This window comes from Rhodopseudomonas telluris (assembly GCF_042432815.1).
Lineage (GTDB): Bacteria > Pseudomonadota > Alphaproteobacteria > Rhizobiales > Xanthobacteraceae > Rhodopseudomonas > Rhodopseudomonas telluris.
Genome location: NZ_JBHLWM010000008.1, coordinates 567547 through 589671, shown reverse-complemented (window position 1 = coordinate 589671; position 22125 = coordinate 567547). Strand labels below are relative to the sequence as shown.

The window sequence follows — 22125 nt, the reverse complement described above, 5'->3', positions numbered from 1 at the left end:
CCGGCGCTTATCCCTTGGAATAATGCTCGAATTCTCGGCAATCCCGGCGCTTGCGCGCTCCACCGAACGCTTGAATCCCAGCATCATGGCCCGCCCCCGCGTTCCCGCCGCGCCCGACCCGGCAGCCGCCCGTCTCGGCCCGCTGCTGACTCGGCGCTTCTTCGCCCGCAGCGTCCACGCCGTCGCGCCGGAGCTCATCGGGGCGACGCTGTTGTTCGAGGGCGTCGGCGGGGTGATCGTGGAGGTCGAGGCCTATCACCACACCGACCCGGCGGCGCATTCCTATGGCGGCCAGACGCCGCGCAACGCGGTGATGTTCGGCCCACCCGGCTTTGCCTATGTGTATCGCTCCTACGGCATCCATTGGTGCGTCAACGTCGTCTGCGAGGCTGAGGGATCGGCCAGCGCCGTGCTGATCCGCGCATTGGAGCCGACGCACGGGGTGGATGCGATGCGCGCCCGTCGCGGCCTCGACGACGCGCGCCTGCTCTGTTCCGGCCCCGGTAAGCTGACCCACGCCCTCGGCATCACCATCGCCGCCAACGGTCTGCCGCTCGACCTCGCGCCATTCGCGATCCACCGTCGCCGCGCCGAACCGGACATCGTCACCGGCCCGCGCATCGGCATCACCAAAGCGGCGGACTATCCGTGGCGGTTCGGGCTGAGAGGGTCAAAATTCTTGAGCAAGCCGTTTCCGCGATGAAGACTGAGCAGGAAGATTGAGCGCGGCGTTCCCACACTCACGGCGTCATCGCCCGCGAAAGCGGGCGACCCAGTATCCCAGAGCGCTGATTGCTCCAATGAACGCTCTGCGATACTGGGCCCTCCGCTTTCGCGGAGGGTGACGTTTGTTAATTGGGCGAGGCCTGAGAAACGCCGAGCCGCGCTCAGCTCGCGTTCTTGATCCGCAGCAGCGCTTCGAGGATCTTCATCTTGCGGGCCAGCGCGGCTTCGCGCTTTTCGCGCTCTTCCTCGACCACCTCTTCGGCGGCGTTGGCGACGAACTTTTCGTTCGCCAGCTTGGCCTCGGCCCGCTTGATGTCGTCCTCGGCCTTGCCGAGCTCCTTCTCCAGCCGCGCCTGCTCAACCGCGAAGTCGATCACGCCCTTGAGCGGCAGCGCCGCGACGTCGCCGCGGACCAGCAGCTGCACGGCGCCTTGCGGCGCGGCGTCGGCGAAGGAGATCTCGCCCACGCGCGCGAGCCGCTTGATGACGTCGCTCCAGCGCTCGGCGCGAACGTGCGTCTCGGCCGGCACGCCGGCCAGCACCAGCGGCGTCAGCGTCGACGGCGCGATGTTCATCTCGGCGCGCACCGAGCGGATCGCGGTGACGAGATCGACCACCCAGCCGATCTCGGCCTCGGCCGCATCGTCGGTGAAGTCCGGCTGTTCGGTCGGGATGTTGAGCAGCGCCGGCGCGACCATCGGATCGCTCGCCGCCGACGCGGTCATCACCGCGAGCTGCTCCTCGGTGATCCCCGCCTTGCGCGACCACGGCGCCAGCACCAGCAGGTTGTCGCGCGTCGCGGTGACGGCCCACAGCTCCTCGGTGATGAACGGCATGAACGGATGCAGCAGCTTGAGGATCTCGTCGCGGGCCCACGCCACCATGGCGCGGGTCTCGGCCTTGGCTGCACTCTCCTCGCCCATCAGCACCGGCTTGGCGAGTTCGAGATACCAGTCGCAATACACGTTCCAGACGAAGCGATAGGCCGAGCCCGCCGCGTCGTTGAACCGATAGGTCTCGATCGCCTCGGTGACCTCGCGCGTCGCCCGCACCGTCTCGTGCGCGATCCAGCGGTTCAGTGTTTCCTTGGCCGAAGTGTAGTCGAAACCGGCAGGCGCCGCGCAGCCGTTCATCTCGGCGAAGCGGCAGGCGTTCCACAGCTTGGTGGCGAAGTTGCGATAGCCTTCGACGCGGGATGAGGCGAGCTTGATGTCGCGGCCCTGCGCCGCCATCGCCGCCAGCGTGAAGCGCAGCGCGTCGGCACCGTACTGATCGATCAGGTTCAAAGGATCGATGACGTTGCCCTTCGACTTCGACATCTTGGCGCCCTTCTCGTCGCGGACGAGGGCGTGGATGTAGACGGTCGGGAACGGCACGTCGTCCATGAAGTGCAGGCCCATCATCATCATCCGGGCGACCCAGAAGAAGATGATGTCGAAGCCGGTGACGAGCACATTGGTCGGATAGTAGCGCGCGATCTCCGGCGCTTCATCCGGCCAGCCGAGCGTCGAGAACGGCCACAGCGCCGACGAGAACCAGGTGTCGAGCACGTCTTCATCACGCGTGATGAAGCCCTCGCGCTTGACGGGATCTTCCGCCATGTCGTGCGCCTGCTCGGGCGTCAGCACTTCCTGCTCGACATAGTAGCCGAGCGCTTTGCCGATCGCCTCTTCCTCGGTCTCGGCGACGAACACCTTGCCGTCCGGTCCGTACCAGGCCGGGATCTGATGGCCCCACCACAGCTGGCGCGAGATGCACCACGGCTGGATGTTCTCCATCCACTCGAAGTAGGTCTTCTCCCAGTTCTTCGGCACAAACGTCGTCGCGCCCGAGCGCACCGCAGCGATCGCCGGCTGCGCCATGGTCTTGGCGTCGACGTACCACTGGTCGGTCAGGAACGGCTCGATCACCACGCCCGAACGGTCGCCGTGCGGCACCATGTGGACGTTGGGCTCGATCTTCTCCAGGAAGCCGAAATCGTCGAGCCGCTGCACGATGATTTTTCGCGCGGCGAAGCGGTCGGTGCCGTGCATCTCCTCGGCGAATTCGCGGGAGCCTTCCGGCAGGCCTTCGAGATAGGCGCTGTTGTCGGCGATCGAGATCCGGCCCTCGATGTCGAGCACATTGATCTGCGGCAGGTGATGACGCTTGCCGACCTCGAAGTCGTTGAAGTCGTGCGCCGGGGTGATCTTCACCGCGCCGGAGCCCTTCTCGGGATCGGAATAGTCGTCGGCGACGATCGGAATTCGCCGGCCGACCAGCGGCAGGATGACGTGCTTGCCGACCAGATGGGTGTAGCGCTCGTCCTCCGGGTTCACCGCGACCGCGGTGTCGCCCAGCATCGTCTCGGGCCGCGTCGTGGCGACGACGATGAAGGTCGACGGATCGGCCGGATCGAAGCTCTTGCCCTCGATCGGATAGCGCAGGTGCCAGAGGTTACCCTTGACCTCGATCTGCTGCACTTCGAGATCGGAGATCGCGGTCAGCAGCTTCGGGTCCCAATTGACCAGCCGCTTGTCCTTGTAGATCAGGCCCTGGCGGTGCAGTTCGACGAACACCTTGACGACGGCGCGCGACAGGCCCTCGTCCATGGTGAAGCGCTCGCGCGACCAGTCGCACGACGCGCCGAGGCGCTTGAGCTGGTTGACGATGACGCCGCCGCTCTCGGCCTTCCACTGCCAGACCCGCTCGAGGAATTTGGCGCGGCCCATGTCGCGGCGGCCGGGCTCCTGACGCTCCATCAGCTGACGCTCGACCACCATCTGGGTGGCGATGCCGGCATGGTCGGTGCCAGGCTGCCACAGCACGTCGCGTCCGCGCATCCGCTCGAACCGGCACAGGATGTCCTGCAGCGTGTTGTTGAGCGCGTGACCCATGTGCAGCGAGCCGGTGACGTTCGGCGGCGGGATCACGATCGAATAGGGTTCGGCGTTGCGGCGGTCGGGGCGGCCGGCCTTGAAGGCGTCGGCTTCGTCCCAGGCGCGCGCGATGCGGCCTTCGATCTCGGCGGGCTGGTAGGTTTTCTCGATCATGACCATGCAATCAAAAATGGCGCGTGCCGGCGGCGGACGCGCATCTGGTAGCGGCTAGAAACCTTCCGGAGCGCCGCAAGTCAACGGCGCAAGTCAAGCGGGCAATGCAGACGGGGCAAGGCAAACCGGCAAGTCGGCCGCGCAGGTCAGTCGCATCGGTCGACGATAAGGTGGCCGGGCGGGCGGCGGGCCCCCCCTCGCCTAGCGGCCGCGGGAGACTCGCTCGATCTCCTGGCGCACGATCCGCTCGACCAGGGTCGGCAGATTGTCGTCGAGCCAGGATTTCAGCATCGGCCGCAGCATCTCCTTGACCAGGTCTTCGAGGGTGCGGGCGTTGTTGCTGAGCACCGTATTGGCCAGCGAATTGAATGCGGATTCGACGGCCGACATCGTCGCGTGGGACATGATCGGCGCCTGCGGCTCCTCCGACCAAGAGGCCTGCGGCGGCAATCGCGGCGGTTCCGGAGCGCGCGGCTCGGGCGCGCGAGGCTTGGGCGCCTCGGCGAACTCCAGATCGTCCTCGATCGGCTTCTGGAATGCGGCATGCGGCAGCGGGGTCGGCGCAGGAGCCGGGGCCGGCTCAGGCTCCGGCAGCGCCATCTCGTCGGTCAGTTCCAGCACGTCGCCATCCGGCTGCGGCGGCCGAACCTCTTCCTCGACGGTCGCCGCGTCGAGGCCGGCCAGCAGCGCGTCGATATCGTCCTGGCTGTTGCTCTCGGCAGCTGGCGGCGGCGGCGCGGGCGCCGGCTTCGGCGGCGCTGCGGGTTTCGGCGCGGCAGCTTGCGGCGGCGGGCTCGGTGCGGGCGGTGGGGTCATGGCCGCGGGCTTGCTCGGCTGGGGAGCCGGCTTGGGCGGCTCGGGCTTCGGAGCGACAGCGGCAACCGGCTTGGCCGGAGCCGCCGCGGGCTTGGCTTCATCATCCGCGATGATACGGCGAATCGACGCGAGAATCTCCTCCATCGAAGGCTCTTGGGCCCTGGCAGGCTGCGTCATCTCCGACTCCACATCATCACGCCCTTATCGGCGTTGTACACCAAAGCTCTGCAGGATGGCCCGGTTCCGGATCGAAGCGCCCCGACTTTCACCGACCAAGCCGGACTTGTCCCCAGCAGAAGTACGGCGTGTTGGACGGGCGCAATCCGGCGCATCGCAAAGCGCAACGCCGCGCGCAGACAGCAATAGCGAACCGAATCGCCATCGTCATCCGCGTTACGCTACGGTACGCATCAAACTGATTGCAAGTAATCGCCGGCAGATCCGCGTGTTCAGAGGCTGCCGGCGCGAGAGATCAGCGACCGTCCGGCGTACGCACGCCGATCCAGGAGTCGCGGACCTGCTGATAGTGAACGCTCGGATCGTAGACGTCGGTCTTCAGGCCGAGCACCTGCGGCGCGAGCCGGCCGATGGCGCTGAGCACCGAATAGGACGCGACCACGCGGTCGTGCTGCGCGGTCACCAGCGACACTCGGGCATTTACCAGGGCCTGCTGCGCATTCAACACGTCGAGGGTGGTCCGCTGCCCGGCGCGCGCCTCTTCGCGCACGCCGTTCAGCGCGATCTCGGAGGCCTTGACCTGGGCCTGCGCCGAGGCGACCTGCGCACGACCGGCCTGCAACTGCCCCCAGGCCTGCACGATGGTGGCGCGGGTCTGATCGCGCACCTGTTCGAGGTTGAGGCGCTGCTGCGCCAGCGATTCCTTCGACTGGCGGATCAGCGAATATTCGGCGCCGCCCTGGTAGATCGGGATCGAGACCTGGGCCAAGGCCGAGGCGGTGAACTGCTTCGGCGTGGTGATCGACTGCTCGTAGCCCTGCTGGGCGTTCGCCTGCAGCGTCACGGTCGGGAACAGCGCACCTTCATTGATCTTGACGTTGAGGAAGCTGACATCGATGCCGAACATCGCCGCGGTGACGTTCGGATTCTCGGTCAGGCCGAGCTCGACCGCCTGCGCCAGCGTCGAGGGCAGGAAGCGATCGACCGGCGAGCCCGGCGCCAGCCCGGTCGGCTCGCTGCCGATGATGCGGCGATAGTTCGCGCGGGTGGTGGTGAGGTTCGATTCGGCGGTCAGCAGCTGGGTGTTGCCGGCGGCAAGCTGCGCCTGCGACTGGGCGACGTCAGTGCGCGTCACTTCGCCGACGTTGAAGCGGTCGTTGGTCTGCTTCAGCGTCTGTTCGAGCACGCGGACGTTGGACTTCTGCACCTCGACGGTGGCGGAGTCGCGCAGATAGTCCATGTAGATCGTCGCGGCCGAAAGCAGCACCGACTGTTCCAGCACGCGCAGGCCTTCGCGCGCCGACGACACCTGGCTCTCGGCGGCGCGGGTGCGGTTGGCGGTCTGGTTGCCGTTGAACAGCGTCTGGGTCGCGGTCACGCCGATAGCGCGCGGATAGTTGCTGCCGCTCAGATGGACGTTGTTGCCCGCGACGACGGAATTGACGTCGGTGTATTGATAACCGCCGCTCGCGGTGACCGACACCTTCGGGCGATAGCCCGACAGCGCCTGCGGCACCGACTCGTCGGTCGAGCGCACCGAAGCGCGCTGCGCGTTGAGTTGCGGGTTGGTTTTATAGGCGCGGATCAGCGCCGCTTCGATCGTATCGGCCAGCACCGGAACCGGGCCGAGACACGCCAGAACGAAGCCGGCGGTGGCAAGGCCGGTGATGCGCTTCATCCGATTCATACTGGCGATCCAATCTGCGTTTCACTTGACCGCACGACTCGACGGCCCGCGCAATACCACGCGAGGCCGAGGGCCGACGTGAGTCCCTGCTCACCATATGACACGGCGTTCAGCGAAGGAACCTCTGGCTAACGCTGTATGAACGAAACTTGGGAGTTGGGGCGAATAAGCCACACTTCTGATATGAAACAGGAAAACGGCGTCAGCGCGCAACTTTCCGCCGGCTCCGGCGGGACCGGAGCGGCAGTTTCATCTAGGTCGGGCCGCGAGCCTGCGGCGCTAGAATACGAAGGCAGGCGCCCGCTGCAAGCCGGGCAGCAACGGGACCGAGGTATCGAACAGGATACGCGCCCCGAAATCGCCGGGCGAGCGCGTCACCACGGTAGCCCGCTGCGGCCGGCTGGTCGCGAACACGCCGACGAGGCGGCCGCCCATCTTGAGCTGCTCGTAAAGCTTCGTCGGCTCGATCTCGGTCGCGCCGTTGAGCACGATGACGTCGAACGGGCCGTCGGTCGGGGCGCCATCGGTGTTGTCAGCCACCCGAACCGCGATGTCACCGAGCCCGAGCGCGCCGAGCGTGGCACGCGCCCACTCCGCCACTGCCGAATCGTCGGTCGTGGTGACGACGGAGGCGCCGAGCTTGGCCGCGAGCGCCGCCATATAGCCTGTCGAGCCGCCAACGATCAGCACGCGGTTGCCGTGCGCGATGTCGGCTTCCTGCAGCATGCGCGCCGTCACCGTCGGATTGAGAATGACGTGGCGGAATTCGCCCTTGCCGTCGAGGTCGATGTCCTGGTCCAGATAGGCCAGCGACTGCTGCGCCTCGTCCACGAACACCTCGCGCGGAACCAGCCGCATCGCGTCGATGATTCGCCAATCGGTCACGCTGTGAGGCCGAATTTGATTGTCGACCATATTCAGGCGAGCGCGCGCGAAATCCGACATCGGTGTTCCCTGGTGGAGTGAAGCCGGAGCCATCCATGATGCAACGCGGTGGAAAAGGCAACATCATGCGAAACCGGGGAGAACGCGTTCCTGCCCCCTTCCCCAAGCGGCTCGAGATCGCTACATCAGCGCCACGAAGCGGTCGCGGCCGCGGACCAACAAAGCTGTCGCAGGACATTCACGAACCGTGGATTTCTGCTTTCCAAGCCCGGACGGCTTTGTTATACGCAGCCCGCGAAGCTTGCTTCGGCTCGTTCCCTGGTAGCTCAGTGGTAGAGCAACCGGCTGTTAACCGGTTGGTCGCTGGTTCGAATCCGGCCCGGGGAGCCATTTCATTTTCGGCCGTTACCACCGGCCCCTGCGATCTCCATCACAGCAAGCGTTCTCGGCCGGTGACGGCGCGAAGTTGTGTGCCAACGGCTGACACCTCGCTCGTTTCATGGTCCGCAACATCGACCGGCGGGTCCGCTAATCTCAAACAGATCGTTGGCCGCAGACCTCAAGCGCCCTTGCGATCAGGGCTGCTTCACCGAGCCCGGCGACCGTGATTTCGGCAGGGCCGAGACACGACATTTGCCGCGACGGTCGGCACGGCCTTTGGGACCGCATGCCGGTGCAGGAGCCTCGGCGACCTGCGCCGGTCCGAGCAGGATCTCCCGGGCTTCGTTCGGCACGATGACGGCCCCGAGAATCGTCGTCTCACGGGTCCGGCTGCGCCAATCCCACGGCGGGATGAATGCGCCGGCCCAAAGCCCGGACTGCGCCTGCCGAGCGACCGCTTCCGGCTTCTCATAGCCGGGCGCCGCGCGCGTGACGGCCAGAGCCCAGCCGGAGCCCGTCATCCACTCCTGCACGCTCTCCGATTCGACCACACAGGTCCCCAGCGACCTGCCATCTTCGTCGGACCCCGCAACCTTGCAGGTCCATGGTTTGTCGCCAAACCGGCGGGCGAGCTCGTCGCGCGCGGCCAGGCCGCAGCTCCAGCGGTCGCCCTTCGCGTCAAAGCAAAGCTGCTCGACTTCAGGTGCGTCGATGCCCTTAAGCCGAATCTTCGCGCCGCTGATCTCGATCGTGTCGCCATCGATGATCTGCGGAACGCCGACAACTTCGATCTCCTGGCCACCGAGGCAAACGTATTGAGTGCTGTGCATGCCGAGGCACCGCGCTGCGCCCATCGCGAAGTCGATCTTCACGCCCACCTGCCGAGACTTGCCATAGGGGCCACGGTCGTTGACGCGAATGCCGCAGGTGCGACCGTTGGACGGATTGGTGACCAGAACGGTGGTCCCGAGCGGATAATCGTGCGACGCCGCGGTCAAGCCGTCACGGGTGAGCGGCTCGCCGCTGGCCGTCCGTGTTCCGATCGAATACATCGACGCAAGGACTTCAGTACCGACGCTGCATTTGCCGGTCTTGCGCACGTATCGATGCACGGTATCCCAGCCGCCGGCCTCGACCGGGCCGCTCGCGAGACAAGCCAGCGCAGCCATAGCGCAGCTCGCCAAAATCCACAGACGTCGCATCAGATCCAATTCTCCACGGCGGCCCTGTAGCACACACCCCGAAAAATCGGAGAGTCCCGGATCGCGATTGCGCAGCGGCCGCCTTGGCTTTGCCGAATTGGAACTGCCCTGCCGGACTATCGCGGCTTTTTCGTGCCGCGATCGATGCTCATACGCCGGTTGTCCAGCGGGTTGCGAAGGAACCCGAGCTGGTTCGAAACGGCGCATCGATCCGTCCGATGACAGCATCGGCTCCACGCCGTGATCGGCTTGGCTCGCAGCATCACGCGAGAGCATGTTCACAACGGCCGATCGACGGCGGCTGCTACGTCCCGACTCCGCGTGCCGCAATTCATTCGCGGCATCACGTGCGTAGTCCGCGTGTCAGCGAATTGTCAGCGGGTCAGCACCAACATCGTCATGGGACTCGGCTGATGGTAGCAGGCGCTGCAATTGGCCGATCTCCCACAGCTTCCGATGACTCAAGGCCGCTGCGAGGCGGCCTTTTCTTTGACCGCGCCCGCAAGTGTCGTTCGATCGATCCATATCGATTCGATTTGTCTCGCCAACGTTGCAGACACCGATGGGCTGCAACTACATCCCTCACGCCGCTGTGATACAGCGATGTGCAACGCCGGAACAACTCTTCTTGGACCACGTTTCGTGGTCATCGAATTCGCGCTTCGCGAGATCTCAACAAGGAGAAATCATCCGATGATCCGTAGCATCGCACTTGCCGCCGTTGCGGCCACCGTCGCCCTGTCCGCCGCCGCCCCGGCGTCCGCGCAGCAGCGCGTCAAGCACATGAAGAACCAAACGGTCTGCTCGCAGATGGACCCGAACTGCCGTTACGACAGCCAGGCCCGCTACACCGATCGCGACCAGTGGGGCAACACCGGCTGGCGCGACAGCAACGCCGCGTTCTGGCCGGCCGACGTGGCCGCCGGTGTCGTCGGTGGCGCGATCGGCGCCGCGGGCGCCATCGCCACCGCGCCGCTGCGCGCCGGTTACGACGCCCAGTACGGCTGGAATGAGCCCTATGGCTGGAACCAGCAGCCGTATGGATGGAATCAGCAGTCGTACGCGCAGCGCAACGGCTTCGTCTGCCAGCCGGGCACCACGTTCCGCGGCGAAGACGGCCTGATGCATCTCTGCCAGTAAGCCATATCGATCCGGCCGGTCGCGCGTTGCGTATTGGTGACCGGTCCGCGAGAGCCGCCCCCCACGGGGCGGCTTTTTGCTGCCCGGTGGACAGCAGCGGCAGACTTAACGAACGATCAACCCTGACGATCGACCGACTGAGCCACAATGCCTCAAGTGGCGGCTCAGAAAGTCGGCGATCGATAAAATTCGAACGATCGGCTCAACCTCAAACCAAACGGTGTTCGGCACAGTGCGGCTCGACAGGGAGCCGTTTCATGAGTGAAGCCGAATACAACCGTCTGCTCGTCGAAGTCAGCCTGGCCTGCGCCGAAGGCGTCCAGGACAATCGGCGGCAGCCAGCCCAGATGCTGTCGATGCGCCGCGCCGCTAACGACAATCAGATCGAGTGGCCGCTGATTCCCTTCCCGTCGGGCTGGCACGCCTCCTGATCGGGGTCGCCGGTTCAGACCGTCGGGCGGCCAAAGCCTGTTGCCTCACCGATTGATCGCCTATAGAAGTTCGCCCGTTGGGGCCACGTGGCGGAGTGGTTACGCAACGGTCTGCAAAACCGTGTACACCAGTTCAATTCTGGTCGTGGCCTCCAACCATCCCCGCGATCCGCGTCTTTCCCCCACTGCAGACCATCGAACAACCGGACGTCGCCCCTGAGTCGCGTCCGCACGCGCCGGGCCATTGGGCGTCGCGCTGCCGCTGTCGGCTCGTTACCCGCGTTCACCTCCCACGGAACAGACCGCGCACCTTCGGGTTGAGAACCGCTGCCGGGATGGCACGGAGAGGTTTGGCCTGCATGACGTTCGCTTTTGGATTGCGCCTGGGCGCGGTCTTGGTTTTCAGCTGCCTTGCCACCGCCGCCTCCGCCGCCGCCAAGCTCACGCCGGACGCCATCGCCGCCGCCAAACCGGACGGCACCAAGATCGCCGGGGAAGACCCGAGTCCGCTCGGCGTTCGCCTTCAGGTGCTGCTCGATCGCGCCCATTTCTCGCCGGGCGAGATCGACGGCCGACTCGGCGAAAACGCCAAGAAGGCCCTGCAGGCTTATGCCGAAGCGCAGCAATTGCCGGGTAGCGACACCGTCTCCGATGAGTTGTGGGCCAAGCTGACCGCCGATTCCCGGCCGGTGCTGACGCAGTACAAGCTGACGGCGAAGGACGTCGACGGCCCGTTCCTGAAAAAGCTGCCGGCGAAGATGGAAGAGATGAAGGGGCTGAAGCAGCTCGGCTACACCAGCGTGCAGGAGGCGCTCGCCGAGAAATTCCACATGAGCAAGCAGCTGCTGGCGACGCTGAATCCCGGACAGCGCTTCAAGCGGGCCGGCGAGATGATCACCGTCGTCGACACCGCGCCCGCTGCCGCCGAGACGATGAAAGCGCAGCGGATCGAGGTCGACAAGACGCGGCAGACGGTGAAGGCGTTCGGCGACAACAATCAACTGATCGCGTTCTATCCGGCCACGGTCGGCAGCGAGGAAAAACCCTCGCCGAGCGGCACGCTGAAGGTGACCGAGGTCAGCCCCAATCCGACCTACGGCTACAATCCGGATTACAAATTCAAGGGCGTCAAATCGCGCAAGCGGTTCGAGATAAAGCCGGGCCCGAACAATCCGGTCGGCAACATGTGGATCGGCCTGTCAGCGGAAGGCTACGGCATCCACGGCACGCCGGAGCCGGATCGCGTGTCCAAGGCCGAATCGCATGGCTGCGTGCGCCTGACCAACTGGGACGCGCAGCGCATCGCCGGGCTGGTCGGCAAGGGCACGCCGGTCGACTTCATCGACGCACCGCGCTGACGCGCTGCCAGGAGAGCGTCGGATCAAGTCCGATGGCAGCGAGGGCCCCGCGCCCTACCCCCGCTTCTTCCGCCGCCAATCCTTCTTCTTTGGCTTGGGCGCCAACTCCGGCAGTTCGGCCTGCACCTCGCGGAAGCGCGCCAGCATGCGGTCGAAGGCGGCCAGCAGCGTGGTCTCGATGTCGGGGCGCTTCTGCAGCCGGCCGAGCAACATGGCCGCGGCCTCGAGCGTCGACAGGCCATCGCGACGCGGCTCCTTGCGCAGCTTGCCGTAGCGCGACGGCGCCGCCGGATCGAGGATCACGCGCTGGCATTTCAGCATCCACGCGTTGCGCCACCACAGTGCCTTGGCCTGGCTCCAGGTGCCGTCGAGCAGGATCACGCCTTCGATGTCGCGCAGGATCGCATCCTGGTGAGGTTCGGCCTCGCCCTTGCGGTCGATCGCCACGATCTCGCGGCCTTGCAACAGCTCCGCGGCCCGGGCCGAGCCGAGATACAGCACGGCCCAGCGCGACGGATCGTGCACCGGGTGACCGAGCGCCTTGGACAGGCTCGGCCACGACAGGCCGACCTTGACCACCGCATCCTTGAAATGCAGCGCGGTCAGCCGCGCGGTGCCGAGCGCCCGATCCTGCTCCTGCGGATGCTGCAGGATCAGGAGCTGGATGCGGCTCTTGAGCGGCTCGATGCTGTCGCAGATGCACAGCGGCAGTGCCTTGCCGCAGCGGGTGCATTCCGGAATCACTTCGCCGAGCGGCGCCGCATCGGACACGGGATCGATCGCCATCGCGTTTACTCCGCCGGCATCGCGACCGGCGCAGGCCCGCGCCGCCGCCGCATCCGGTCGATCAACAGATAGATCACCGGCGTCGTATAGAGCGTCAGGATCTGCGATACGAACAGCCCGCCGATGATGGTGATGCCGAGTGGCCGGCGCAGTTCGGTCCCCGGCCCGACCGCCACGACCAGCGGGATCGCGGCGAACAGCGCCGCCATCGTGGTCATCAGGATCGGCCGGAAGCGGACGATGCAGGCCTCGTAGATCGCGTCGGCGGACGACATGCCGCGCACGCGTTCGGCCTCCAGCGCAAAGTCCACCATCATGATTCCGTTCTTTTTGACGATGCCGATCAGCATGATGATGCCGACGAATGCGATCACCGTCAGTTGCGTTCCGGTGACCTGCAGCGCGAGCAACGCGCCGAGCCCCGCCGAAGGCAGCGTCGAAATGATGGTCAGCGGGTGCGCCAGGCTCTCGTAGAGCACGCCGAGCACGATGTACATCGCAATCAGCGCCGCCAGGATCAGCAGCGGCTGCTTGCTCGAGGTCGCGCTGAAATCGCCTGCATTGCCGTCGAACGAGCCGCGGATGCCCTCCGGCATGTGCAGTTCGTCGACCGCGCGCTGGATATTGGCGGTCGCGACCTGCAGCGGCACGTCCGGCAACAGATTGAACGAGACGGTTGTCGACGGGATCGACTGCGAGTGGAACACCGCGAGCGGCGACAGTCCGCGCTTGGCGTGCACCACCGCCGACAGCGGCACCTGCGCGCCGTTGTCGCCGGCGACGAAGATACGCTCGAGGTCGGTCGGATCGTTCTGGAATTTGGGGTCGATCTCCAGCACTACCTGATACTGATTGCGCTGGGTGTAGATCGTCCCGATCTGCCTTTGCGAAAACGCGTTGTTGAGCGCGTTGTCGATATCCTGCACGGCGACGCCGAGCCGGGACGCCATGTTGCGATCGATCGTCAGCGTCAGTTCGAGCCCGCCATCGTCGCGGTCGCTGGAAATGTCGGTGATGCCCTCGACGGTCTGCATCCGCTTGGCGACGATCGGCGCCCATTTCTGCAGGAGGTCGAGGTCGGTGCTGGAGATCGTGTACTGATAGTCGGAGTCGCTCTGCCGCCCGCCGGCGCGGAGATCCTGCGCGGCGAACATGAACAGCCGGATGCCAGCGACCTGGCTGAGATTGCGGCGCAGCCGGTCGATCACCTGCTGGGTGGAGAGCTCCCCGCGCTCGGCCGGCGGCTTGAGGTTGATGAACATCGTGCCGCGGTTGGAGCCGCCGCCGCCCGGGCCGCCGCCGCCGCCCAGCACCGAGCCGACGCCGGCCACCGCCGGATCGGCCATCACGATGTCGGCGAGCTGCTCCTGCATCTTGCGCATGGACTGGAACGAAACGTCGGCCGACGCGCGCGTCGCGCCGATCACGAAGCCGGAATCGTCGATCGGAAAATAGCCCTTCGGCACCTTTATATAGTGCGTCACCGTAAGCGCGATGGTGGCGAGAAACACCAGCATCGTCAGCCCGGGAAAACCCAGCACCGCGCGCAGCGTCCAGGCGTAGAAATGGACGATCCGGCTAAGCGTGCCCTCGACGACGCGGTCGTACCAGCGCGGCTGACGCGGCGCTGTCTCGGGCTTGATGAAATGCGCGCAGATCATCGGGGTGACCGTCAGTGACACCACGGTCGAGACCGCGATCGCGAAGGTCAGCGTCAGCGAGAATTCGCGCAGCAGCCGGCCGACGATGCCGTCCATGAAGATCAGCGGCGCGAACGCCGCGACCAGCGACAGGCTGATCGACAGCACGGTGAAGCCGATCTGCCTGGCGCCTTCGATCGCGGCACGCATCGGCTCCATGCCGTGTTCGAGATTGCGATACATGTTCTCGATCATCACGATCGCATCGTCGACGACGAAGCCGACCGCGATCGCGAGCGCCATCAGCGACAGATTGTTGATCGAGAACCCGACCAGCCACATCCCCGCGCAGGTGCCGGCGAGCGCCAGCGGCACCGAGATGCCCGCCGCGATCGTCGGCGTCAGCCGCCGCAGGAACGTCAGCACCACCACCATCACCAGCACGGCGGTGGCGAGCAGCGTCCACAGCATGTCGTCGACGCTGGCGCGGATCGTGCCGGTGCGGTCGGTCACGACCGAAATGTCGACCGAGGCTGGAATCCACTTCTTCAGTTCGGGCAGCAGTGCCTTCACCCGGTCGACCGTCTCGATGACGTTGGCGTCGCCCTGCTTGGTGATCTGGATCAGCACCGCCGGCTGCTTGTTGTACCAGGCGATCTGGCGACGATTGCGGGTGGCATCCGAGACCGTGGCGACATCGGACAGCCGCAGCGAGTTGCCGGACGTGCTCTTGATGATGATGTCGCGGAATTCCGCCGCGGTCCGCATCTGCCGGTTGGTCGAGATCGTCTCGCTCTGCCGGCCGCCGTCGAACATGCCGACGGGCCCGAGCGGGTTGGCGTTGATGATGGCGTTGCGGACGTCGTCGGTCGCGATCCCGGCATTCGACAAGGCCACCGGATTGAGCGCGATGCGCACGGCCGGCTGATCGGCGCCCGAAACGGTGACATCGCCGACGCCCGGCACCTGCGAAATCCGCTGCGCCAGCACGGTGTCGGCGACGTCGTACAGCGCACTCGCCGGCATCGTCTTCGACGTCATCGCCAGGATGTACACCGGCGCCGCCGCGGAGTTGAACTTGCGGAAGGTCGGCAGCGTCGGCAGATCGGTCGGCAGATCGCTGACCGCCGCATTGATCGCCGCCTGGACGTCGCGCGCCGCCTTGTCGAGGCTGCGGCCGAGCGAAAACTGAAGCTGGATGCGCGTGGTGCCGAGCGAGCTGGTCGAGGTGATCTGCGACAGGCCGGCGATTTCGCCGAGCCGCCGCTCCAGCGGCGCGGCGACGGTCGCGGCCATCACCGACGGCGCAGCGCCGGGGCGCGACGCCGACACCATCACCATCGGGAAGTCCACGTTGGGCACCGACGCCACGGGCAGGAAGGCGTAGGCGACGACGCCGAGCAGGAACAGCCCGATCGCCAGCAGCGTGGTGCCGACCGGCCGCCGGATGAACGGCTCGGACATCGAGGCCATTACGGCGCCTCCCCCGCCGCGCCGGCCAGCGGCGGCGACGGAGTGGCCGGCGGCACCGCGCGCTCGAACCGGCGGTTGAAGCGGTCGAGCGCCAGATAGATCACCGGCGTGGTGTACAGCGTCAGCAACTGGCTGAGCAGCAGGCCGCCGATGATCGAGATGCCGAGCGGAAACCGCAGCTCGGAGCCAGTGCCGCTTTCGACCGCGAGCGGCAGCGCGCCGAACAGCGCCGCCAATGTCGTCATCATGATCGGACGGAAGCGCAGCAGACAGGCCTGCACGATCGCGTCGTAGGACGACATGCCCTCCTTGCGCTCGGCCTCGAGCGCGAAGTCGATCATCATGATGGCGTTCTTCTTGACGATGCCCATCAGCAGGATGATGCCGATCAGTCCGATCACCGACAGGTCCTGCCCGAACAGCATCAGCGCCAGAATGGCACCGACGCCGGCGGATGGCAGCGTCGACAGGATGGTGATCGGGTGGATGAAGCTCTCGTACAAGACGCCGAGCACGATATAGATCGTCACCAGCGCGGCGAGGATCAGCCAGGGCTGGCCGGCGAGCGACTTCGAGAACTCCGCGGCATCGCCGTAGAACACGCCGGCGATGCTGCCGGGCATCCCGATGCGCTCTTCAATCACCTTGATCTCGCTCACCGCCTCGCCCAGCGACGCATCGCGCGCGAGGTTGAAGCTGAGCGCGACCGAGGGGAATTGCGCCTGGTGCGAGATCGACAGCGGCGCCGTGGTCCGCTTCAGCTCGGCCACCGCCGAGATCGGCACCTGAGCGTCGTTGGTGCCGGGCACGTAGAGCTTGGACAGGATCGACGGATCCCTCTGGTAGATCGGCATCGCCTCCAGCACCACGCGGTACTGGTTGGCCTGGCCGTAGATCGTCGAGATCTGCCGCTGCGCGAAGGCGTCGTTGAGCGTATCGTTGATCGCCTGGATGCTGACGCCGAGTTGGCCGGCGCGCTGCCGGTTGATGTCGAGCGCGGCCCGCAGCCCGCCCTCCTGGGCCTCCGACGAGACATCCCGGAACAGCGGATCGTTGCGCAGCTCGGCGACGAGCTTGGCGGCCCATTCCGACAGCAGCGCCGAGTCGGTCGCGGTCAGCGTGTACTGATATTGCGAGCGGCTCGACTGGGTCGAAATCTGGACGTCCTGCACCGCCTGGAAGTACACGGTCATGCCGGGGATCGCCGCCACCCGCTGCTTCAGCCGCTCGATCACCTCGCCGACGTCCGCCTTGCGCTGGCCGCGCGGCTTCAGCGTCATGACCAGCCGGCCGACATTCGGCGTCGGATTGACCGAGCCGGCGCCGACCACCGACACCACGCCGACGACGTCGGGATCGGCCTTGATGGCGTTGGCCGCCTCGGTCTGCCGCGCCTGCATCTCGGCGAAGGAGACGTCCTGTCCGGCCTGTGTCACCGCGGTGATCGAGGCCGTATCCTGCAGCGGCAGGAAGCCTTTCGGGGCCACGGCGTACAGCACCAGCGTCGCCACGATGGTCAGGAATGTCACCACCAGCGTCGCCGGCTGATGCTTCAGCACCCACAGCAGGCTGCGGTGATAGGCCTCGGCGCCGCGGTCGATCCAGCGGGTGATGGCGGCGAGGCCGGGGATCTGCCGTTCCTCGTGGGCGTGCTTGAGCAGCCGCGAGCACATCATCGGCGTCAGCGTCAGCGACACGATCGCCGACGTGACGACCGCGATCGTCAGCGTCAGCGCGAATTCGCGGAACATCCGTCCGACCAGGCCGGACATGAACAGCAGCGGGATGAACACCGCGATCAGCGACATCGTCAGCGAGATCACCGTGAAGCCGATTTCCTTGGCGCCGGACAGCGCCGCCTGCATCGGGCTCTCGCCCTCCTCCATGTGGCGGACGATGTTCTCGATCATCACGATGGCATCGTCGACGACGAAGCCGGTGCCGATCGTCAGCGCCATCAGCGACAGGTTGTCGAGGCTGAAGCCGGCGAAATACATCACGCCGAAGCTGGTGATCAGCGACAGCGGCAGCGCCACGCCGGCGATGATCGTCGCCCGCATCGAGCGCAGGAACAACAGCACCACCAGCGTCACCAGCCCGACGCTGAGCAGCAGCGTGAACTGAACGTCGTTGACGGAGGCCCGGATCGTTTCGGTCCGGTCGCTGACGACGGTCAGCTTGATCCCGGCCGGCACCACGCGCTGCAGTTTTGGAATTTCGGCCCGGATGCCGCGCACCACCTCGATGACGTTGGCGCCGGGCTGGCGCTGGATGTCGAGGATCACCGCCGGTTCGCCCTGATACCAGGCGCCGGTGAGCTTGTTCTCCAGCCCGTCGATGATATGAGCGATGTCCCCGATCGTGACCGGCGAGCCGTTCCGATAGGCGACGATGATCGGCTTGTACGCGTCGGCCGCCGCAATCTGGTCGTTGGCCGCGATCGTGTAGGCCTGCTGCGCGCCGTCGAGCGAGCCCTTGGGGCCGGACACGTTGGCGCCGGCGATCGCCGTGCGCAGATCCTCCATCGAAATGCCGTAGGCGGCGAGCCGGGCCAGATCGGCCTGCACCCGCACCGCCGGCTTCAGTCCGCCCAGCACCGAGACGCGGCCGACGCCGGTGATCTGCGCGAGCCGCTGCGCCAGGATGGTGTCGGCGACGTCGCTCATGCCGCGCAGCGACACCGTGCTCGAGGTCAGCGCCAGCGTCATCACCGCCGCGTCGGCGGGGTTCACCTTGGCGTAGACCGGCGGGTACGGCAGATTCTTCGGCAGGATGCCGGCAGCGGCGTTGATCGCCGCCTGCACGTCCTGTGTGGCGCCGTCGATGTCGCGGTTGAGGTCGAACTGCAGCTGGACCTGGCTGACGCCGAACGACGAGGTCGAATTCATCGAGGTCAGCGACGGGATCTGGCCGAGCTGCCGCTCCAGCGGCGCGGTGATCAGCGAGGCGACCACGTCGGGGCTCGCGCCCGGCAGTTGCGTCGTCACCTGCACGGTCGGAAAATCGACCTGCGGCAGCGCCGACACCGGCAGCGACAGATAGCCGAGCAGGCCGCCGATCAGCAGCGCCACGCCGAGCAGCGAGGTCGCGATCGGGCGCCGGATAAACGGCTCGGACACGCTCATGGATGCAACCTCATGGCTGCGGGTTCAGCTTCTGCCGGATACGGCGGGCGCTCAGGGCGCCTTCGCCGACCCCGACGATTCATTGCCGGACGGCGCAGCCCCCTGCGCGCCCGTTCCGCCCTCCCCGCGGCGGCGTTTGCCCTGCTCGCCCGAAGCATTGTCGCTGCCCTGCCCCTTCTGGCCTTCTGCGCCGGGCGGCCCACGGCGGCGCTTCTGCGGCGCGAGATCGGCGGTCGGCACCCGGCTGGCGTCGCCGATGCTGACCTTGGCGCCTTCGGACAGGTTGGCGAAACCGGTGGTGACGACACGGTCGGCCGGCGACAACCCGCTGGCGATGACCGCTTCGGTCTCGTTCTGCTGCGTCACCTTGACCGGACGCGCGTGGACGACGTTGTCCTGATCGATCACGTAGCTGAACGTGCCGGCCGGTCCGCGCTGCACCGCCGAGGTCGGGATCACCACGACCTGATCCAAGGTCTCGACCTTCAGCCGCACATTGACGAACTGGCCAGGCCAGAGCTGATGTTTCGCGTTCGGAAACTCCGCCTTCAGCTTCACCGTGCCGGTGGTGGAATCAACCTGGTTGTCGACGCCCTTCAGCGTGCCGGTGTCGACCACAGTGACGCCGTCATTGCCGAAGACGTCGACCGGCAGCGTGCGCTGCCCGGCCGCGGCGTTGACGCGGACGATCTGTTGCTGCGGCAGGCTGAACCACACCGCGATCGGCTGCAACTGCGTCAGCACGACGATGCCGGTGGTGTCGGAGGCGTGGACGATGTTGCCCTTGTCGACCTGGCGCAGGCCGGCGCGACCGGAGATCGGCGCCACGACCTTGGTGTAGCTCAGCGTCGCGGCGGCGTTGTCGATCGCGGCCTGGTCGGAGCGCACCTGCGCCTCGAGCTGCGCCACCGTCGCCTTCTGGGTATCGGCCTGCTGCTTGGAGCCGGCGTTGGAGGCGGCGAGTTGCTGATAGCGGGTCAGGTCGATCCGCGCATTGGCGAGCTGCGCCTCGTCCTGCGCCTTCTTGGCCACCGCCTGATCGTATTGCGCCTGATAGATCGCCGGATCGATCTCGGCGATCACGTCGCCCGCCTTGACGTCCTGGCCCTCGATGAAATTGACCGAGATCAGCTTGCCGTCGACTTGCGCCCGCACGGTCACGGTGTTGAGCGCCCGCACCGAGCCGACGCCGTCGAGATACACCGGCACGTCCTCGATCTTCGGCGTCGCCGCCAGCACCGGCACAGACATGTCGGGGCGTCCGCCCGGACCGCCATTGCCGCGGCCCATCTGCGCGGGCTTGGTCTGGAACGCGCTCCAGGCGATGTAGCCGAGCCCGCCCAGAATCACGGCGGTTACCAGCAGCGACACCAGCCGCCGCCGCATCCGCGATCCGAGGCTGCTTCTGGCCTCGGCGTCCACACCGGACGCGTCGTTCGAGTCCGGCTTAAAGAGCATTGACCGGCCTTTCCATCCTCGGCTCCCAGCCGCCCCCGAGTGCCTGAAACAGGCTGACGATCGCCAGATAGCGCGCCAGCTGCGTCTGGATCAGCGTATCCTCAGCCGTAAATAGTGTCAGTTGCGTGTTGAGAACAGTCACGATGTCCGCCGTGCCGGCGCGTAGTTGCTGTTCGGCGAGGTTGAAGGCGCGCCGTGACGACGCCACGGCGTCGCGCTGCAGCCGCAGCCGGATCGTGTTCTGCTTGATCGACTCCAGCGCATTGTCCACATCGGCGAAGGCGGACACCACGGTCTTGCGATAGGTCTGCAGCAGTTCGTCCTGCTGCGCCTTGGTCAGATCGAAATTGCCCTGGATCCTGCCGCCGTCGAAGATCGGCTGGGTCAGCCCGGCGGCGAGGTTGGAAAACGTGGCCTGCGGCGTGAACAGCGACGCCAGCACCGCGCTCTGATAACCGCCCTGCCCGGTCAGCGTAATACTCGGGAAGAACTGCGCGCGAGCGTTGCCGACATTGGCGGTCGCCGACGCGAGCTGCGCCTCCTGACGGCGGATATCCGGACGCTGCGTCAACAACTCCGACGGCAGTCCGGGCGTCACCCGCGGCGAGCCCAGGCTGTTGAGCGAGCCGCCGACGATCTTCACGCTTTCCGGCGGTCGCGCCAGCAGCGTCGCCAGCGTGTTGAGGTTCTGCGCCAGCGTCAGTTGCAGCGGCGGCACCGCGGCGCGCTGATTGGCCAACACGCTCTCCTGCTGCGCCACATCGAGATCGCTGCCGGTGCCGGCGGCCAGCCGTTGCTTGATCGCGTCGAGAATGCGCTGGGCGCTGGCGATATTCTCGCGCGCAGTGCGGATCCGGTCCTGCGACGCCAGCACCTGGAAATACGCGTTGGCGACGCTCGCCATCGTGGTCAGCGCCACGGTGTCGCGGTCGAACCGGTTCGCGGTCGAGGTCTCTTCGGCCGCCAGCGCCGCGTCGTGATTCTTCCCCCAGAAATCGATCTCGTAGCTGGCGCTCAGCGACGCCGAATAGGTCGCATAGCGCCGGCCGGCGATCGTGGTGTTCTGGATATTGCTGCCCGACGTCTTGTTCTGTGAGCCGCTGCCATTGCCGGTGAGCGACGGCAGCAGCGCCGCGCCGGTGATGCGGGCCTGCGCGTCGGCCTGCAGGATTCGCGCGGTCGCGGCGGCGATGTCGAGATTGACCGTCTGCGCCTCTTCCATCAGCTGCGTCAGTTCCGCCGAGCGGAAACCGCGCCACCAGTCGATGGCCGGCGGCCGGTCGAGCGCGGTGGTTGATGCGGCCTTATACCGAGGCGGCAGGTCGAGCGCCGGGTCCGGCAGGTCCTGGGTCAGAATGCAGCCGCCCGCCGAGACGACGAGGGCTGACGCCGCCATCATCCGCAGTGACTGGCCAAAACTGCGCAACAACGGATTCATGCGGGACACGACCCGTCGCAGGGCGCGGCGGATCGCCACGCACCCCGCGCCTGACCGAACGGCGGACGATGCTCTCTGCCAGTCACTCGCAACATGCTCTCGGAAAACGCTTTCTCAAGCCCCGACGCACTCTAGCGGTCCGAACGGGCGGCGCACAGGCCCGTCCGGCACCGCGCCGGTGACAGAATGTTTCCGCTTCGCGCGCCGCATTTTGCGCGATTGCCGGTATCGCCTTGTTTTGTGGGGTTTTCCCCATCTTGACCGTGTTCCAAGATGAGGCAAAGCTTACAAAGATTTCATCTGTTTCGTTGCCGTTGTGGATCGACCCTGCCCGCTCGCCGAGTCCCAACACGTTCCGTGTTGAAACCTC

The 22125-nt window shown here is 66.3% G+C and carries 14 protein-coding genes and 2 tRNA genes; 6 read left to right on the top strand and 10 right to left on the bottom strand.

From position 1 onward, the window contains the following. The first annotated feature begins 85 nt into the window (after window positions 1–85). A complete protein-coding gene (locus ACFFJ6_RS20170) occupies window positions 86–703 on the top strand; it encodes a DNA-3-methyladenine glycosylase (RefSeq protein WP_378391146.1) in 618 nt (205 codons plus the stop codon). A gap of 184 nt (window positions 704–887) precedes the next feature. On the opposite strand, the gene ACFFJ6_RS20165 is transcribed toward ACFFJ6_RS20170, so the two are convergent. From ACFFJ6_RS20165 to ACFFJ6_RS20150, 4 genes are all read right to left on the bottom strand, one after another. Beyond that, window positions 888–3758, bottom strand: coding sequence for a valine--tRNA ligase (locus ACFFJ6_RS20165; RefSeq protein ID WP_378391144.1), 2871 nt, complete (start codon window positions 3756–3758; stop codon window positions 888–890). 201 nt (window positions 3759–3959) lie between these two features. Beyond that, complete coding sequence (locus tag ACFFJ6_RS20160) at window positions 3960–4751, bottom strand: PopZ family protein (RefSeq protein ID WP_378391142.1); 792 nt, start codon at window positions 4749–4751, stop codon at window positions 3960–3962. A 295-nt stretch (window positions 4752–5046) separates the two neighbouring features. Next, window positions 5047–6429 (bottom strand): TolC family outer membrane protein, encoded by a 1383-nt coding sequence (locus ACFFJ6_RS20155; protein WP_378392227.1) that lies wholly within the window; start codon window positions 6427–6429, stop codon window positions 5047–5049. Between the two features lie 288 nt (window positions 6430–6717). Beyond that, window positions 6718–7383, bottom strand: a complete 666-nt coding sequence (locus tag ACFFJ6_RS20150) for a protein-L-isoaspartate O-methyltransferase family protein (protein WP_378391140.1) — start codon at window positions 7381–7383, stop codon at window positions 6718–6720. Window positions 7384–7638: 255 nt separating this feature from the next. Between ACFFJ6_RS20150 and ACFFJ6_RS20145 the strand changes: the two genes are divergently transcribed. Further along, window positions 7639–7713: transfer RNA gene (locus tag ACFFJ6_RS20145), tRNA-Asn, on the top strand. 185 nt (window positions 7714–7898) lie between these two features. Here the strand turns inward: ACFFJ6_RS20145 and ACFFJ6_RS20140 are convergent. Continuing rightward, window positions 7899–8873 (bottom strand): thermonuclease family protein, encoded by a 975-nt coding sequence (locus ACFFJ6_RS20140; RefSeq protein WP_378391138.1) that lies wholly within the window; start codon window positions 8871–8873, stop codon window positions 7899–7901. 675 nt (window positions 8874–9548) lie between these two features. On the opposite strand from ACFFJ6_RS20140, the gene ACFFJ6_RS20135 reads away from it, so the two are divergent. The 4 genes from ACFFJ6_RS20135 to ACFFJ6_RS20120 all read left to right on the top strand — a co-directional run bounded on the left by ACFFJ6_RS20135 (window position 9549) and on the right by ACFFJ6_RS20120 (window position 11835). Next, window positions 9549–10046 (top strand): hypothetical protein, encoded by a 498-nt coding sequence (locus ACFFJ6_RS20135; RefSeq protein ID WP_378391136.1) that lies wholly within the window; start codon window positions 9549–9551, stop codon window positions 10044–10046. A gap of 257 nt (window positions 10047–10303) precedes the next feature. Continuing rightward, entirely contained in the window at window positions 10304–10477 is a 174-nt protein-coding gene (locus ACFFJ6_RS20130; RefSeq protein ID WP_378391134.1) for a hypothetical protein, read from the top strand. 81 nt (window positions 10478–10558) lie between these two features. Next, window positions 10559–10632 (top strand) — tRNA-Cys (locus ACFFJ6_RS20125). A 204-nt stretch (window positions 10633–10836) separates the two neighbouring features. Next, a complete protein-coding gene (locus tag ACFFJ6_RS20120) occupies window positions 10837–11835 on the top strand; it encodes a L,D-transpeptidase family protein (protein WP_378391132.1) in 999 nt (332 codons plus the stop codon). A gap of 54 nt (window positions 11836–11889) precedes the next feature. Here the strand turns inward: ACFFJ6_RS20120 and ACFFJ6_RS20115 are convergent, their stop codons facing one another. The 5 genes from ACFFJ6_RS20115 to ACFFJ6_RS20095 are packed head-to-tail and all read right to left on the bottom strand — an operon-like array spanning window position 11890 to window position 21755. After that, window positions 11890–12621, bottom strand: coding sequence for a tRNA-uridine aminocarboxypropyltransferase (locus tag ACFFJ6_RS20115; protein WP_378391130.1), 732 nt, complete (start codon window positions 12619–12621; stop codon window positions 11890–11892). Between the two features lie 5 nt (window positions 12622–12626). After that, complete coding sequence (locus ACFFJ6_RS20110) at window positions 12627–15734, bottom strand: efflux RND transporter permease subunit (protein WP_378391128.1); 3108 nt, start codon at window positions 15732–15734, stop codon at window positions 12627–12629. Beyond that, the gene (locus tag ACFFJ6_RS20105; RefSeq protein WP_378391126.1) at window positions 15734–18859 is read right to left on the bottom strand and encodes an efflux RND transporter permease subunit; all 3126 of its coding nucleotides are present in this window, start codon (window positions 18857–18859) and stop codon (window positions 15734–15736) included. The genes ACFFJ6_RS20110 and ACFFJ6_RS20105 overlap by 1 nt, the downstream gene beginning before the upstream one ends. A gap of 51 nt (window positions 18860–18910) precedes the next feature. Next, complete coding sequence (locus ACFFJ6_RS20100) at window positions 18911–20317, bottom strand: efflux RND transporter periplasmic adaptor subunit (RefSeq protein ID WP_378391124.1); 1407 nt, start codon at window positions 20315–20317, stop codon at window positions 18911–18913. Next, the gene (locus ACFFJ6_RS20095) at window positions 20307–21755 is read right to left on the bottom strand and encodes an efflux transporter outer membrane subunit (protein ID WP_378391122.1); all 1449 of its coding nucleotides are present in this window, start codon (window positions 21753–21755) and stop codon (window positions 20307–20309) included. Before ACFFJ6_RS20095 ends, ACFFJ6_RS20100 begins: the two co-directional genes overlap by 11 nt. Window positions 21756–22125: the final 370 nt, after the last annotated feature.